9 protein-coding genes are annotated in these 15677 nt (G+C 64.9%); 1 reads left to right on the forward strand and 8 read right to left on the reverse strand.

Annotated elements, in window-relative coordinates:
* Positions 1-43: 43 nt before the first annotated feature.
* A complete protein-coding gene (locus P6U27_RS21785; RefSeq protein WP_407194470.1) occupies positions 44-1786 on the reverse strand; it encodes a tetratricopeptide repeat protein in 1743 nt (580 codons plus the stop codon).
* A 157-nt stretch (positions 1787-1943) separates the two neighbouring features.
* On the opposite strand from P6U27_RS21785, the gene P6U27_RS21790 reads away from it, so the two are divergent.
* On the forward strand, positions 1944-6446 hold the full coding sequence (locus P6U27_RS21790; RefSeq protein WP_407192571.1) for an autotransporter domain-containing protein: 4503 nt from the start codon (positions 1944-1946) through the stop codon (positions 6444-6446).
* Between the two features lie 155 nt (positions 6447-6601).
* Here the strand turns inward: P6U27_RS21790 and P6U27_RS21795 are convergent, their stop codons facing one another.
* The 7 genes from P6U27_RS21795 to P6U27_RS21825 all read right to left on the reverse strand — a co-directional run bounded on the left by P6U27_RS21795 (position 6602) and on the right by P6U27_RS21825 (position 15480).
* On the reverse strand, positions 6602-7708 hold the full coding sequence (locus P6U27_RS21795) for a polyamine ABC transporter substrate-binding protein (RefSeq protein WP_407192572.1): 1107 nt from the start codon (positions 7706-7708) through the stop codon (positions 6602-6604).
* Between the two features lie 7 nt (positions 7709-7715).
* On the reverse strand, positions 7716-8894 hold the full coding sequence (locus P6U27_RS21800) for an aminotransferase (protein ID WP_122403829.1): 1179 nt from the start codon (positions 8892-8894) through the stop codon (positions 7716-7718).
* Positions 8895-8902: 8 nt separating this feature from the next.
* Positions 8903-9229, reverse strand: coding sequence for a rhodanese-like domain-containing protein (locus P6U27_RS21805; protein WP_407192573.1), 327 nt, complete (start codon positions 9227-9229; stop codon positions 8903-8905).
* Positions 9230-9631: 402 nt separating this feature from the next.
* Complete coding sequence (locus P6U27_RS21810) at positions 9632-11560, reverse strand: potassium transporter Kup (protein WP_122403831.1); 1929 nt, start codon at positions 11558-11560, stop codon at positions 9632-9634.
* A gap of 140 nt (positions 11561-11700) precedes the next feature.
* Positions 11701-13602 (reverse strand): potassium transporter Kup, encoded by a 1902-nt coding sequence (locus tag P6U27_RS21815; RefSeq protein WP_407192574.1) that lies wholly within the window; start codon positions 13600-13602, stop codon positions 11701-11703.
* A gap of 250 nt (positions 13603-13852) precedes the next feature.
* Positions 13853-14683, reverse strand: coding sequence for a flagellar motor protein MotB (locus P6U27_RS21820; RefSeq protein ID WP_122403833.1), 831 nt, complete (start codon positions 14681-14683; stop codon positions 13853-13855).
* Positions 14684-14706: 23 nt separating this feature from the next.
* Positions 14707-15480 (reverse strand): motility protein A, encoded by a 774-nt coding sequence (locus tag P6U27_RS21825; RefSeq protein ID WP_080138159.1) that lies wholly within the window; start codon positions 15478-15480, stop codon positions 14707-14709.
* Between the last annotated feature and the right edge of the window lie 197 nt (positions 15481-15677).

The following is a 15677-nucleotide window of genomic DNA, read 5'->3' on the forward strand; positions in this document are numbered from 1 at the left end:
TTTCCATCATGCGCGATTGAGAAATTCGAGGCGCTCATACGCCCTACTGCTCCGGCAGTCCCGCATCCACCTCGGCCTGCACGACACGCTCCCAGGCCTCGACACACACCGGGCTCGCGTTCTTCATCGGCGGCGAGACGCTTTGTCTGGTCGTGCCGGGCCGCAGCTTCAATCCCTCGGCGATCGCCGCCCTCGCCTCCTCGAGGCGGCCCGTTCTCAGGTAGGCGGCCCCAAGCAGGAAGTGCGAGCGGCCGGTCCCGGGCGCGATGGCGATCGAACGCTGTAGCCAGGGCAACGCCTCCTCGTAGCGCCCCATCAAGGCATAGGTCATGCCCGCGCCGAGCAGCCAGGTCCAGCGCGAGGCCTGCGGCGTGTCGTAACGATCGGCCTGCAGGAACGTCGCGAGCGCATCGTCGAAGCGGCCGAGATAGACCTGCCCGAGGCCGATCAGATAGAGCGCAGATCCGTTCCACGGATCGAAGCTCAAGGCCTTGGCGCAGGTGACGAGACTCTCGACAAAATGGTTGGTCGCGCTGAGGAAGCGGCAATAGGCCTCGAGCACCGCAATCGAATTCGGCTTCGACCGCAGCGCCTGCTCGAGCGTCGCGTTGGCCCTGGCCTCGACCGCGACAGCCTCCTCCGGGCTGAACCAGACCATCTGGATGCCGCGCATCTGCAGCGAAGCGAGCGCAACCGCGATGTCGAGATTGTCGGGGTAGTCGCTGAGCGCCTTCTGCAGCATGGCCTGTGCCGCGCCAAAACGCTCGCGCGTGGTCTGGTTGATCGATGCGAGCGCCTGCTCCACGGCCACCTTGTCGCCGCCGGCCGACGCTCCCGCGACCGGGGCGCGCGGCACACGCGCCTCCAGAATTTCGTTGAGACGGCGCGCAAGCCCATGACCGACGCCTGCGACGAGGCGCGACTGCGCGAGCTGCGCATCCATCTCCTCCGCGGCGACCGACGCTGCGATGACCGACTGGACCTCGCCAGTCGCGGCCTTGATGATGCGCGCACGCAGCGTCCAGGACTGGTCGCGACGCTCTAGTTCGCCGCGCAGTTCGTAATCGGACGGTGTGAGGGACGCAGCAGTACCGTCGCCGCCCTTGGCCGCCAGTCGCGGCGCAACCACGCTGATGTTCTGGACCTTGGCAAAACCGTCGGTGAGGCGCGCGGTGACCTCGGCGGCCATTGCCGCGCCGCGCGCGTCCTTGCTGTCGTCAACGATCGGCATCACCGCGAGCCGCGGCGGCGTTCGCTTGAACAGGAGGTCCGGCTTCAGCACGGGCGCAGCAACCGCAAGCCCCATGACGATCACACAAAGCCCGGCGACGGCGGCAACAGTGGCCTGCCGGCTCAAGCCGAACATGGCGCGCTGCGGCCTCGCGGCGACCTCGGCCGGTGGCAGGGGCGCAACCCCGCCGGTCGGGTCCGTCGCCGTCCGCTCGGCCGGCGCCGGATCGGCGGCGGGCGCAGCCACGACCTCCGTCGCCAGCAAATAGCCGCCGCCGGAAGCGAGCTTGATCAGCTGCCGCCGCTCGTCGCCGAGCGCTGTGCGAAGCTCCCTGATGCATTGAAACAGGCTGTCCTCGCCGACATGGACGTTCGGCCAGACCGCCTCCATCAGCTCCTGCTTGCTCAGCACGCGGCCGCCGCTGGCGGCAAAGAGCCGGAGCATCTCGAAAGTCTTGGGCCGGAGCTTGATCGGCGTGCCATCGGCCCCGCGCAGCTCCGCACGCTGCTGATCCAGCTCAAAGCCGGCGAAACGAAGCAAGTGATCCCCCAACACGTCTCTCAAGGCGGCTCCATATAGCGGAAGTCTGCCGAAAATGCCCGAAAATCGGGTCTGAAACACAAATATCAGAAACTTTCAGAAATGAGCCAAGCCCTTATCAGGACACCAATCCCCACCCGATGCGAAGAATCCGGTCGAGGACTCGGACCGCGTGCTGGGGGAAGTGGTGAGGACGGGGAAAGATTATTTCAAAGCGACCCGCCACCTGCGGGCCGCGCTGCTGACGTCGTCGGCACTGGCCTTGGCCTGGACCCTGCCGGCCGGGCCGGCGCGCGCCGCGTCGGACGGCACCTGGCTCGCCTCCCCCGGCAGCAACGATTACGGCAACGGCGCCAATTGGGACGGCGGCTTCGTGCCTGTCGGCACGGCCTCGTTCGGTACCTCCAATACCACCAGCCTGGTGATTGCGATCGCCAGCGTCGGCGGCTGGACCTTCAATGCCGGCGCCTCGAACTACACGTTTGCCGTCGGCAACTCGCTGAACTTCACGGGCGCCGGCATCACCGTCAACGGCGGCAGCGTCACCATCAACATCAACGGCGGCGGAGATCTGTCTTTCTCCAACACCAGCTCGGCCGGCAGCGCCACCATCACCAACAACAACTACCTGCAGTTCTTCGGCAACAGCACGGCGGGCAACGCCTCCATCACCAACACCAGCTTCAACATGCTGTTCTTCAACGACTTCAGCACGGCAGGCGACGCCACCATCACCAACAACGTCAACGGAAATCTGTCTTTCTACAACAACAGCACGGCCGGCAGCGCCACCATCATCAACAGCGGCAACCTGCGTTTCCTCGATGCCAGCACGGCCGGAAGCGCCACCCTTATCAACAACGTCGGAGGCTCCGTCGATTTCTCGAACAGCACCGGTCCGCACGGCGACGGCAGGCTGAGCGCAGGCTCGATCGCGGGCGCCGGCGCTTACAACCTCGGCGCCAATGAGCTGACGGTCGGCTCCAACAATTCCTCGACCGAGGTCAGCGGCATCATCTGGGGCGCCGGCGGCTCGCTGGTCAAGATCGGCACCGGCACGCTGACCCTGTCGGGCGCCAATAGCTATACCGGCGGCACCACGATCAACGGCGGCACGTTGCAGCTCGGCAGTGCCAGCAGCGTCGGCACCATCCTGGGGACAGTCACCATCGGCAATGCGGGCACATTCAATGTCGTCAACGCCGACACGAGCGCTATCACTGGCATCTCGAACAGCGGCACACTCTATTTCCGCAACGCCAGCACGGCGGCAAGCGCAACCATCACCACCGACACCAACACAACGACGGCATTTTACGACACCAGCACGGCTGACAACGCGACCTTCAACAACGGCGGCTTGACGTATTTCTACAACACGAGCACGGCGGGCAGCGCCACCATCACCAACCTCACCTATGGCCAGCTCAGCTTCAACAACTCGAGCACCGCTGCAAACGCCAACATCACCAGCGGAACTTGGGGCTTCATCGGCTTCAATGATTCGAGCACGGCCGGCAGCGCCACCATCGCGAACAACATGACCAGCTTCTTGTGGTTCCACGGCACCAGCACGGCTGGCAATGCCACCATCACCAACAACGGCGGCTCCGTCATATTTTCCGACACCAGCACCGCCGGCAGCGCGACGATCAACAACAACGGACAGCTTTCCTTCACCAATTCGAGCACGGCCAGCAATGCCGTCATCACCAACACCAACTCGATCAATTTCAACCGAACCAGCACGGCCGGAAACGCAGGCATCACCAACAACAGCGTCTTGAGTTTCAGCGAATCGAGTACGGCGGCCAGCGCAACCATCACCAATAACCTCACGACGTATTTCTCCGGCGCCAGCACGGCCGGCAGCGCGGCCATCAACAACACCTATAATCTGTCCTTCAATGGCGCCAGCACGGCAGGCAATGCCGTCATCACCAACAATGGCAACGGCCCCTTCCACAGTTCCGTCGGAAGCACCTTTTTCGCGGACAACTCGACTGCGGGCAATGCGCAGTTGATCAACAACGACCTGAACGCCGTCTTCGATTTCTCCCGCAGCTCCGGCCCGAACGGCGACCACAAGCTCAGCGCCGGCTCGATCGCCGGCGTCGGCACGTTCTATCTCGGCGCCAACGCGCTGACCGTCGGCGGCAACAATTTGTCGACCGCCGTCAGCGGCGTGATCGCCGACGGCGGCGCGAGCGGCGGTACCGGCGGTTCGCTGGTGAAATCGGGCACCGGCACGCTGACGCTGTCCGGCGCCAACACCTACACCGGCGGCACCACCTTCGCCGGCGGAACGGTCAGCGTCTCCGCGGACGCCAATCTGGGCGACCTCGCGGGCAGCCTGACCTTCAACGGCGGCACCTTGCAGATATCAGGCACGGCATTCACCGCCACCGCGCGCACCATCAACTGGGGCGCAGCAGGTGGCTCGTTCGACATTGCGGACGCCGCCAACAATTTCACCGTCAGCCAGAATCTCAGCGGCGGCGCGCTGACCAAGTCCGGCGCCGGCACGCTGACCTTGACCGGCGCGGCGGGTTTTTCCGGCGCGACGGTGTCCGCCGGCACGCTGGCATTCCTCAACAGCACGGCTGGCAGCGCTGTTATCGCCAACAACGCGCAGCTGGCGTTCTACGGCAACTCCACAGCCGGCAGCGCGACCATCACCAACAGCGGCAATGTGCTGTTCGACGGCAACTCCACGGCCGGCAACGCGCAGCTCGTCAACGTCACCTCCGGCGCCGTCATCGACTTCCACACCCCCGGCCCGGGCAGCGACGGCAAGATCAGCGCCGGCTCCATCGCCGGCAACGGCCACTTCAACCTCAACGGGGCAGAGCTGACGGTCGGCGGCAACAACCTGTCGACCACCGTCACCGGCGTGCTCACCGGCGACGGAAGCGTCACCGGTACATCGCTGGTCAAGACCGGCACCGGCACGCTGACGCTGTGGGGCATCAACACCTACACCGGCGCCACGATCGTGAACGCCGGCACGCTGGCGGTGAACGGCCCGATCATCGCCTCCAGCAGCCTCACCGTGAACAGCGGCGGCACGCTCGGCGGCACCGGCACCGTCGGCAACACGACAATCGCGAGCGGCGGCACGCTGGCGCCGGGCAATTCCGTGGGCACACTCAGCGTCAGCGGCAGCCTCGCCTTCAGTGCCGGCAGCTTCTACAGGGTGGAAGTCTCCGCCACCGCCGCCGACCGGACCAATGTCTCGGGCACCGCGACGCTGACCGGCGCCACCGTGCAGGCGGTGGCGCTGCCCGGCAGCTTCCGCAGCCAGACCTACACCATTCTCAATGCGACCGGCGGCCTTGCCGGAACGAAGTTCGCCGGGCTGAGCGTGAGCGGCAGCTTCAGCCCCACCCGCAACCCGCACCTCACTTACGACGTCAACAACGTCTATCTCGTGCTCGATCCCAGCGCGATCGTGCTGCCGGCGGGCACAGGCGCCAACCAGAGCAACGTCGCCGGCGCCATCAACAAGGCGGTCGAGGGCGGCGCGACGCCGCCGGCCGGCTTCGATGCGCTGCTCAACATGGGCCAGCCGCAGCTCAACCACGGGCTCAGCCAGGTCTCCGGCCAGCCCGGCGCCGCCGGCACGCAGGCCTCGTTCAACGCCACGCAGCAGTTCATCGGCATGCTTGATCCCTTTGGCGGCGGCCGCACGGACGGCGAGCGCGGCGGCACGGCCAGCGATGGCGGGACGCTGGGCTACGCTTCCACCGCACCAAACGACGCCGGGCTACGCGAAGCCTACGCCGCAGTGACACCGCGCGAGGCGAGCGGCGAGGTCATCGACCGGCGCTGGGGCGTGTGGGCCTCCGGCTATGGCGGCGCCAGCACGTTGAACGGCAACGCCGCATCAGGTTCGAGCACCACCACCAGCCACATCTACGGCACCGTGGTCGGCGCGGACTATCGGATATCGCCGAACACGCTGGTCGGCTTTGCGCTCGGCGGCGCCGGCTACAACTTTGCGCTGTCCGACAGTCTCGGCAGCGGCCGCGCCGACCTGTTCCAGGCCGGCTTCTACGGCCGCCACAATTTTGGGCCCGCCTATATCTCAGCAGCGCTCGCCTATGGCTGGCAGGACGTCACCACCGACCGCACCGTGACGGTCTCAGGCACCGACAAGCTCACCGCCAATTTCAAGGCCAGCACCTTCTCGGGCCGCCTCGAAGGTGGCTGGCGCTTCGCACCAATCCGCGCCTCCAGCTTCGGCGTGACGCCCTACGCGGCCGCACAAGTCACCACATTCCACCTGCCCGGCTATGGCGAGACCGCGATCGCCGGCAGCAACCAGTTCGCGCTGTCCTACACCGCGCAGGACACAACAAATGTCCGCACCGAGCTCGGCGCCCGCACCGACCAGCGCTTCCTGGTCGATAACGGCGTGCTCACGCTGCGCGGCCGGCTCGCCTGGGCGCACGACACCAACACCAGCCGTCTCGTGAACGCCGTCTTCCAGACGCTGCCGGGCGCTGCCTTCACCGTCAGCGGCGCGCGTCCCGCCGCCGACTCCGCGTTGGCCGGCGGCCGGGCCGCAATGAAATGGAAAAACGGCTTATCGCTCGCAGGCACCGTCGAGGGCGAATTCTCGCGCAGCACGCAGACCTACACCGGCAACGGCACGGTGCGGTATGAGTGGTAGGAAGCGCCTTGCTCTCGCGCTGCGCCCGCACGTCGATTGAGCCAAGCCGGATCGCGACTTAAGCACCGCCACCGCCGGCAACCCGCAGATGGCGTTTCTACTGTGCATGGGGTTGTTTTGCGGAATTTCGTTTGTCGGGTCGGCTCCCAAGCCGCCTACCGCCCCGTCTTCACCTTGGTCCACAGCCGGTTGATGATGCGCTGGGTCGCCGGCTCGCGCGCCGTGATGACGAACAGCTTTGCGAGCGTCGCCTCGTCGGGATAGATGTTCTTGTCGTTCAGAATCTTCGGGTCGACCAACTTTTGGCTCGCGAGGTTGCCGTTGGCGTAGGACAGGAAGTCCGAGTTCTTGGCGGCAACGTCGGGGCGGTAGAGATAGTTGATCAGCTCGTAGGCTTCGCTGACGTTCTTGGCATCCGCGGGGATCGCGAGATTGTCGAAGAACATCTGCGCGCCCTCCTTCGGGATCGCGTAGCCGATCTCGATGCCGCTCTTGGCCTCGGCCGCGCGGGCACGCGCCTGCATGATGTCGCCGGACCAGCCGACGACGAAGCAGATCTCGCCGGTCGCGAGCGCGCTTAAGTATTCGGACGAGTGGAATTTTCGCACGGAGGGGCGGACTTTTGCCACGACATCGGCGGCCTTCTCCAGGTCCGCCTGCTTGGTCGAATTCGGATCGAGCCCGAGATAGTTCAGCGCCGCCGGGAAGATGTCGTCGGCGGAATCGAGCATGTGCACGCCGCAGTCTTTGAATTTTGCCAGGTTCTCCGGCTTGAACACGACGTCCCAGCTCTCGATCTTCGCGTCGGCACCCAGGATCTGCTTCATCTTGGCGACGTTGTAGCCGATGCCCGTCGTGCCCCACATATAGTTGGCGGCGTAGACGTTGCCGGGGTCATAGGTGGCGAGGCGCTGCGTCACCAACGGCCAGGCATTGGCGAGGTTAGGCAGCTTCGTCTTATCGAGCTTCTGGAAGATGTTCGCCTTGATCTGGCGCTGCAGGAAGTAAGCCGTGGGCACCACGACGTCGTAGCCGGACTTGCCGGCCATCAGGCGGGTCTCCAGCGTCTCATTGGCGTCGAAGGTGTCGTAGACCACCTTGATGCCGGTCTCCTTGGTGAAGGCTTCAAGGACGTCCGGCGCCATGTAGTTGGACCAGTTGTAGAAGTTGACGACTCGCTCCTCCGCGCCTGCAGGAGCGGAGAACAACGTCAGCGCTGCGGCGATGGCAAGACGAAACCTCGAGCGGCTGACGTTCGTCATCACTGGTCTACCTCTTGCGTCCACGCACCGCGTCCGACAGCCGCTCCAGCGCGGTGTCGAGGGTCTCGTCCTTCTTGGCAAAGCAGAAGCGCACCACTGATGTCACCGGGTCCTGCTCGTAGAAGGCCGAGACCGGGATCGCGGCGACCTTGTAGTCCTTCACGATGCGCCAGCAGAACTCGGTGTCGCTCTCGTTCAGCCCGAGCGGCGACAGGTCGACGGTGAGGAAGTAGGTGCCCTGCGACTTCAGCACCGGGAAGCCGAGGCTCTCCAGCCCCCTGGTCAGGCGGTCCCTGCTCCGCGTCAGATCCTGACGCATCGACAGGAAGTAGTCGTCGGACTTGCCGAGGCCGTAAGCGACGGCAGCCTGGAGGTTCGGCGCGGTGGTGAACGTCAGGAACTGGTGCACCTTGGCGGCGACGCGCAAGAGCTGTGGCGCGGCACAGACGAAGCCGATCTTCCAGCCCGTGAGCGAGAAGATCTTGCCGGCCGAGCCGACCTTGATGGTGCGCTCGCGCATGCCCGGAATGGTGATCAGCGGGATGTGCTTGTGCTCGTCGAAGGTGACGTGCTCCCAGACCTCGTCGCAGATCGCGATGACATCGAACTCCTGGCAGTAGCGCGCCAGCAGTTCGAGATCCTCGCGCGGATAGACCACCGCGGAGGGATTCAAGGGATTGTTGAAGAGCACCGCCTTGGTCTTTGAATTGAACACGCTTTTCAACATGTCCTCATTCAGCCGCCAATGGGGCGGCTCGAGGCGGACGAGGCGCGGAATGCCGCCGGCCTGACGGATGATCGGCAAATAGGAATCATAGACCGGCTGGAAGCAGACCACTTCGTCGCCGGGCTGAACCACGGCGAGGATAGCCGAGGTCAGCGCCTCGGTGCCGCCGGACGTGACCATCACCTCGCTCATCGGATCGAGCTTGAGGCCGTGCCAATGGCCGTAATGGGTCGCGATCGCCTGGCGCAGCTCCGGCAGGCCCATCATCGAGGGGTACTGGTTGTAGCCATTCAGCGAGGCCTCGGCCGCGGCGCGCCGGATGTCCTCAGGCCCGGGATCGTCGGGGAACCCCTGGCCGAGATTGATGGCATTGTTGTCGCGCGCGGCCTGCGACATCGCCTCGAAGATGGTGACGGGAAGATCGGCGAAGACCTTGTTCAAGGACGAGCTTTTGGACATCGGGCCGATCAGCCACCGACCTTGCTGGGAAGACCCGCTGCCTTCCAGCCGAGCATGCCGCCGGCCAGATGCTTGTCGTAAGGCAGGCCCGCCGCCTGCGCCGCGAGCGAGGCCGTCACCGAGCGCTTGCCCGAGCGGCAGGCGAACACGACCTCCTTGCCCGCGGAGTCGGGAATCGCCTTGGGATCGAAGGTCGAGAGCGGAACCACCACGCCATAGGGATAGGCTTCGGCCTGAACCTCATTCGGCTCACGGACGTCGACGAGCAGATAGCGCCCTTCCGCGACACCCTTGGAGACCTCGTCCGGGGTCAGATCCTGTACCTGGTTTGCCACTTCATCCTCCAACGTCGCAAGGCGCATGCCGGGCGATCCCGGCCGGCGGCAACCTCGCCTCTCGGGAAACGAAAATCAAGCGCCACAAGGGCTTGAGCCGCGCGGCGCAAGTTAAAGCTAAATCGCAGCGACTTGAAGTCCGGCTTTCGGGGTCTATGCCCGGAGATTCCGTTTCAGTTCTCACCATTCCTTCGGTGTCATTCCCCGCGACCCGGCTACGCCAAGGCTTCGCCGGGGTTGAGGTCCAGGGGCGCCGAAGCTTTAGCGTAGGCGGCAAGCGGCGAATCCAGTACGCCGCGGCTGCTCGGTGAATCACGGGCGCTTCGGAGTACTGGATCGCCCGGTCGAAACATCGGGCCGGGCGATGACAGCGATGGCGACGGATGGAGCCCCGGCTGAAAGCTAAATCGTCACCTGCGTGCCGACCTCGACGACGCGGCCGCTTGGGATCTGGAAATAGTCGGTGGCATCGTTGGCGGCGCGGCTGAGCGAGATGAACAGCCGGTCCTGCCAGCGCGGCATGCCGGAATGGGCGGCGGGCTTGAGCGCCCTTCGCGACAGGAAGAACGAGGTCGACATGATGTCGAACTGCCAGCCCAGCTTGCGGGCGATCGCCAGCGCCTTCGGCACGTTGGGCGATTCCATGAAGCCGAACTTCAGTGTCACCTTGGAGAAGGTCGGTGAGATTTGCTCCAGCCTCACCCGGTCCGCCGGATCGATCCGCGGGGTCTGCGCGGTCTCGATGGTGAGAATGACATTCTTCTCGTGCAGCACCTTGTAGTGCTTCAGACTATGCATCAGCGCGGTCGGCGCGCTGAGCGGGTCCGAGGTCAGGAACACCGCGGTACCCGGCACCCGTTGCGGCGGCCGCTTCTCCAGCATGGCGACCAGGTCGGCGAGCGGAAACTCGAGCTTGCGCGACTTCTCGAACAAGAGCCGGCTGCCGCGCCGCCAGGTGTACATCAGGATGATCATGACCGCACCGAGCGCCAGCGGCACCCAGCCGCCCTCGAAGACCTTCAAGAGATTGGCGGTCAGGAAGGTCAGGTCGAGGAACAGGAACGGCGCAATCAGCGCGCCCGCGGCGAGCGGCGACCACCGCCACCCCTTCCAGACCACGACGAAACCCATCATGGCCGTGACCACCATCGTGCCGGTGACGGAGATACCGTAGGCGGAGGCGAGCGCGGACGAGGAGCGGAACAGCAGCACCAGAAGGACCACGAAAACCAGCAACAGCTGGTTGATGCGCGGGATGAAGATCTGGCCGGAATGGGCTTCCGACGTATGGCGAATTTCAAAGCGTGGCAGCAGCCCGAGCTGGATCGCCTGCCGCGTCAAGGAATAGGCGCCGGTGATGACGGCTTGGCTCGCGATGACCGTGGCGGCAGTGGCCAGCACGACCATGGTGCCGCGAACAAAGCCTTGCGGGAAGAGCTGGAAGAACGGGCTCACGATCGCGCCGGGGTCACTGAGGACGAGCGCCCCCTGCCCGAGATAGTTCAGCGCCAGCGACGGCAGCACGATAGAGAGCCAGGCGAACTGGATCGGCCGCTTGCCGAAATGGCCGAGGTCGGCATAGAGCGCCTCGGCGCCGGTGACGGCCAGGAACACGGCGCCCAGCGTGACGAAGCCGATGATGCCATGGTGCAGCATGAAGGACACGGCATAGAGCGGGTTCAGCGCGAGCAGCACCTGCGGCTGCTGGATGATCGGATGGATCGCCGCGGCCGCAAGCACCGCGAACCACACGCACATGATCGGGCCGAAAAAGGCGGCAACGCGCGCCGTGCCACGGGATTGCACGGCGAACAGACCGGCCAGGATCACGACGGTCAGCGGAACGATATAAGGCTCGAATGTCAGGGTGACGTCCTTCATGCCCTCGATCGCCGACAGCACCGAGAGCGCCGGCGTGATCACGGCATCACCATAGAACAGGGCGCCAGAGATGATGCCGAGCAGGACGATGGTCGCCCCGCCGGTGCCAACCGCCCGCTGGGCCAGCGCCATCAGCGCCAGCGTGCCGCCCTCGCCGTTGTTGTCGGCGCGGAGCAGGATCACCACGTATTTGAGCGTCACCACGACGATGAGCGCCCAGAGGATCAGGGAAAGCACGCCGAGCACGGCCGCCGGCGTCGGCAAGCCCTCGGCGCCCGAGGCCGCCATCACCGCCTCGCGGAACGCGTAGAGCGGGCTGGTGCCGATATCGCCATAGACGACGCCAATACTGCCGAGCGTCAGGGCGCCGAAACCGGCGGTGGTATGGGCCTCGCCATGCCCGTTGGCCGCCGCCGTCTCCGGGGCGGGAACTGCTACGTCACTGGTCATGGAAGAGCCCTATGGCCTCGACAATGCTTCACGGCACAACGGCGGAAAAGCGCGCGGCTTATAGTCCTGCGCTGCCGGCATAGCCTAGCCCGATTTCGGGCCCTAGCCATGCTAATTTTGCATGGATTCACCAGTTGCGTTCAAATAGTGACTTGGGTTCCGACTTCAACCACCCGCCCGGTGGGAATCTGGAAATAGTCGGTTGCATCGTTGGCCGACCGGCTCAGCGCGATGAATAGGTGATCCTGCCAGAGCGGCATGCCCGACTGCGCCGAGGCTTTCAGCGACCTTCGCGACACGAAGAAGGAGGTCGACATGATGTCGAACTGCCAGCCCTGCTTGCGCGCGATCGCGAGCGCCTTGGGCACGTTCGGCTGCTCCATGAAGCCGAAGCGCAAGCGGACCTTGGAAAACTTGTCGCTGATCTTTTCCATCCTGAATCGCTCCGACAGATCGACCCGCGGCGTATGCGCGGTCTCGATGGTCAGGATCACGTTGTGCTCATGCAGCACCTTGTTGTGCTTGAGATTGTGCAGGAGCGCGGTCGGCACGAAAGCGGGATCGCTGGTCAGGAATACGGCGGTGCCCTTGACGATGTGCGGCGGCCGCTTCTCCAGGCTGCGGATCAGATCGTCCAGCGGCACCTCGATCCGTCGCGTCTTCTGCATCAGAATTCCAGAGCCCTTGCGCCAGGTCCAGATCGTCCCAGCCATTGCCGCGCCAAACAGCAGCGGCACCCAGGCGCCCTCGAGCAGCTTGAGTAGATTGGCGCTGAAGAAGCTCAAATCGACGACAACGAAGGGCATGATGACGGCCGCGGCCGCCGCCGCACGCCAATTCCACAATTTCCAGATCACGACGAAGCCCATGATGCCGTCGGCGACCATGGTGGTTGAGACCGCAATGCCGTAGGCCGAGGCCAGATTGCTGGGGGTGTGGAACAGCAGCACCAGCAGCATCACGCCGATCAGCAGCAAGCGGTTGACACGCGGCAGATAGATCTGGCCGGCATGGGATTCGGAGGTGTAACGCACCTCGAAACGCGGCAGGAGGCCGAGCTGCACGGCCTGATAGACCAGCGAATAGGCGCCGGTGATCACCGCTTGGCTCGCGATCACGGTTGCGGCCGTCGCAAGCCCGACCAACGGCAGCACCAGCTTCTCGGGCACCATGCGATAGAAGGAATGCTCGATCGCGCTGGGATCGGACAGCACCAGCGCCCCCTGCCCGAAATAGTTGATCAGGAGCGCGGGCAACACGAAGAACATCCAGGCCGACTGGATCGGCTTGCGGCCGAAATGGCCGAGATCGGCGTACAGCGCCTCGCCCCCCGTCACCGCCAGGAACACGGCGCCGAGTGTCACGAGGCCGATCGTGCCGTGTGACAGCACGAACTGCACCGCGTAATAGGGATTGATCGCCGCCAGCACGGAGGGGTCATCGACGATATGGACGGCCCCCATCACGGCGATGGCCGTGAACCAGACCACCATCACCGGCCCGAATGCCGAGGCGACCAGTGCGGTCCCCTTGCTCTGGACCGCGAACAGCGCCACCAGAATGAGGACGGTGAGCGGCACGACATAGTGCTCGAGCGCGGGAGTTGCGAGCTTCAGGCCTTCGACCGCCGAGAGTACCGATATCGCCGGCGTGATCATGGAATCGCCGATGAACATCGAGGCGCCGACCACGCCCAGCGCGAGCAGGAACCAGCTCCGCCGCCCGAGCGCGCGCTGGCCGAGCGCCATCAGCGAGAGCGTGCCGCCCTCCCCGTTATTGTCGGCGCGCAGCAACAGCAGGACATATTTCGCGGTGACGACGATCAGCAGTGCCCACAGGATCAGCGAGAGCACGCCGAGCACGATGACGCGTGAGACCGGCTCGCCATGGGCCGCGCCCCTGACCGCCTCGTGGAAAGCATAGAGCGGCGAGGTGCCGATATCGCCGAAGACGACGCCGATGCTCCCGAGCGTAAGGGCCCAAAAGCCTGATGTGACCGGTTGCACATCCTGAGTCTCGGTCGATGTGATGCTCGCCGTCATGAGGGTGGAAAACGCTTGGTCCCTGAATTTGATCCGGCGCCTTTTGACGCTTCCCGCGCGCCTGTCAATCGGCCTCCACCATAGCAGGCACCGGGACAGAAGCTGTGACGCCGCAGCAACGTTCATCGCCTGCGCGACGACATGCCTCAGGTAAGATGGTAACGCAAGGGGCCTATTTTCCGAGCATGATCTCGTCGGGAAAACCGGTGCCTACTTTGCGCAAACGAGGCCCTTCGGGTGCGGATCATGCTCACGGCTTCAGATTCGGCGGCAGCGGCGGATCTTCGCGCATCAGCGTGATGGTCACCCGCCGGTTGGCGGCGAGCGAGGGATCGTCCGGAAACAGCGGCTGGGTGTCCGCCTTGCCCGAGACGGCGAAAAAGTGCGACGGCGGCAGGCCCTCGCGTTCGAGGATCTGGCGCACGGCATTGGCGCGGTCGGCCGACAGATCGAAGGCGCCGTAGTCGCTGCGGGTCGGCACGAAGCCCGCCGCGGTGTGACCGGCGATGGAAACGCGGAGCGGCGTGGCCTTGAGTGGGATCGCGAGCTTCTCGACCAGGCGGCGGGTGCGGTCATAGGGCACCTTGGAGCCGTCGGCGAACATCGAGCGGCCATCCTGGTCGACGATCTCCAGGTTGAGGCCCTGCTTGGTCTCCTCGAACATGATGTGCTTGGACATCTCGGTCAGTTCCGGCATGTCCTGCAACGCCTGGCGCAGCGAGGCCGCCGCCAGCGCGAAATTGCGGTCGACCTTGACCTTGGCCCCCGACGTGCGGTCGCGGTCCTCCTGATCCGGCGTCGGCGTGTTCGAGGCGTCCTCGGGCTGAATGTGATCGACATTCTTCAGCCGCGGACGCGTCGGCAGACCGTCAGACTCGACGATGCCGGCGTAGCGCGCTTCGCTCTGCACGCCGAAGGCGTCGCGCATGGACCCTGCAACGATCTTCAGCTTGTTGGCGTCTTGCGTGGAGAACGCGACGAGCATCACGAAGAAGCTCATCATGAGGCCCATGAGGTCGGCGAAAGTCACGAACCAGCCGTGACCGCCGCCATGCGCATCGCCGCGTTTCTTCTTCGCCATGACCTAAATCCTGGTGCGCACGATCAGGCCGGCACCGGTTCACCCTCGGCGTGGCGATGCTTCTCCGGCAGGTAGGCCAGCAGCATTTCGCGCACCAAGGTCGGGCTTTTGGAGTCGCGGATCATCAGGATGCCGTCGATGATCAGGGTGCGGTTGGTCTCTTCATCCAGCAGCTTGCCATGCAGCTTGTCGGCGATGGGCAGACAGAACAGGTTCGCAACCAGCGCACCGTAGAGCGTGGCGAGCAGCGCGGTCGCCATGAACGGGCCGAGCTTGGAGGGGTCGGTCATGTTGGCGAACATCTGCACCATGCCGATCAGGGTGCCGATCATGCCGAAGGCCGGGGCGCAGTCGCCGATGGCGCGGTAGATCTTGCTGCCCTCGTCGAGGTGCATCAGGAAGTTGTCGCGGTCGCGCTCGAGATTGTCGCGGATGAAGTCGAGGTCGTAGCCGTCGGCGACGTAGCGGATGCCCTTGGCGAGGAACGGCTCGTCGGTCTCAACCTTCTCGAGACCAACCGGGCCCTGCTTGCGGGCGATCTCGGCGATGCGGGCAAGCTCGTCGACGAGATCGTGCGCCGACAGCCGGCTCATGGTGAAGGCGAACTTGGCGCCGAGCGGAAGGCCGTGCAGCAGCGCTGAAAGCGGAAAGCGGATCATGGTCGCGGAAATCGAGCCGCCGAAGATGATGATCATCGCATGTTCGGAAATGAACATGTGCAGGTCGCCGCCCATGAGGATCATCGCGGTGATGACGATGATGCCCGCCGTGAGCCCAACGCCCGTCATGATATCCATGGGAGACTCCAACCGCGAACGCAACAACGGCCGTCCTGGCCGCTGGCGCGGCCCAACCCCGAACCGCACCGGAACCCTAGAGCGCCGCCCTTAAAGCCGCGTAAAGGTTAAGTCCGGACAGTGTTCTGCGCGCCGCTGCGATTGCCGTCCAGCGATGGGAAATTTCAACACTTCGCTAACCATGAGCCGGCGCGCCA

The organism is Bradyrhizobium sp. STM 3566 (assembly GCF_045571445.1).
Lineage (GTDB): Bacteria > Pseudomonadota > Alphaproteobacteria > Rhizobiales > Xanthobacteraceae > Bradyrhizobium > Bradyrhizobium vignae.

Coding starts and splice junctions, on each gene's coding strand:
- P6U27_RS21820 (WP_122403833.1), bottom strand. CDS start 14,683: ATGGCGAAGAAGAAACGCGGCGATGCGCATGGCGGCGGTCACGGCTGG.
- P6U27_RS21810 (WP_122403831.1), bottom strand. CDS start 11,560: ATGACCAGTGACGTAGCAGTTCCCGCCCCGGAGACGGCGGCGGCCAAC.
- P6U27_RS21795 (WP_407192572.1), bottom strand. CDS start 7,708: ATGACGAACGTCAGCCGCTCGAGGTTTCGTCTTGCCATCGCCGCAGCG.
- P6U27_RS21815 (WP_407192574.1), bottom strand. CDS start 13,602: ATGACGGCGAGCATCACATCGACCGAGACTCAGGATGTGCAACCGGTC.
- P6U27_RS21825 (WP_080138159.1), bottom strand. CDS start 15,480: ATGGATATCATGACGGGCGTTGGGCTCACGGCGGGCATCATCGTCATC.
- P6U27_RS21800 (WP_122403829.1), bottom strand. CDS start 8,894: ATGTCCAAAAGCTCGTCCTTGAACAAGGTCTTCGCCGATCTTCCCGTC.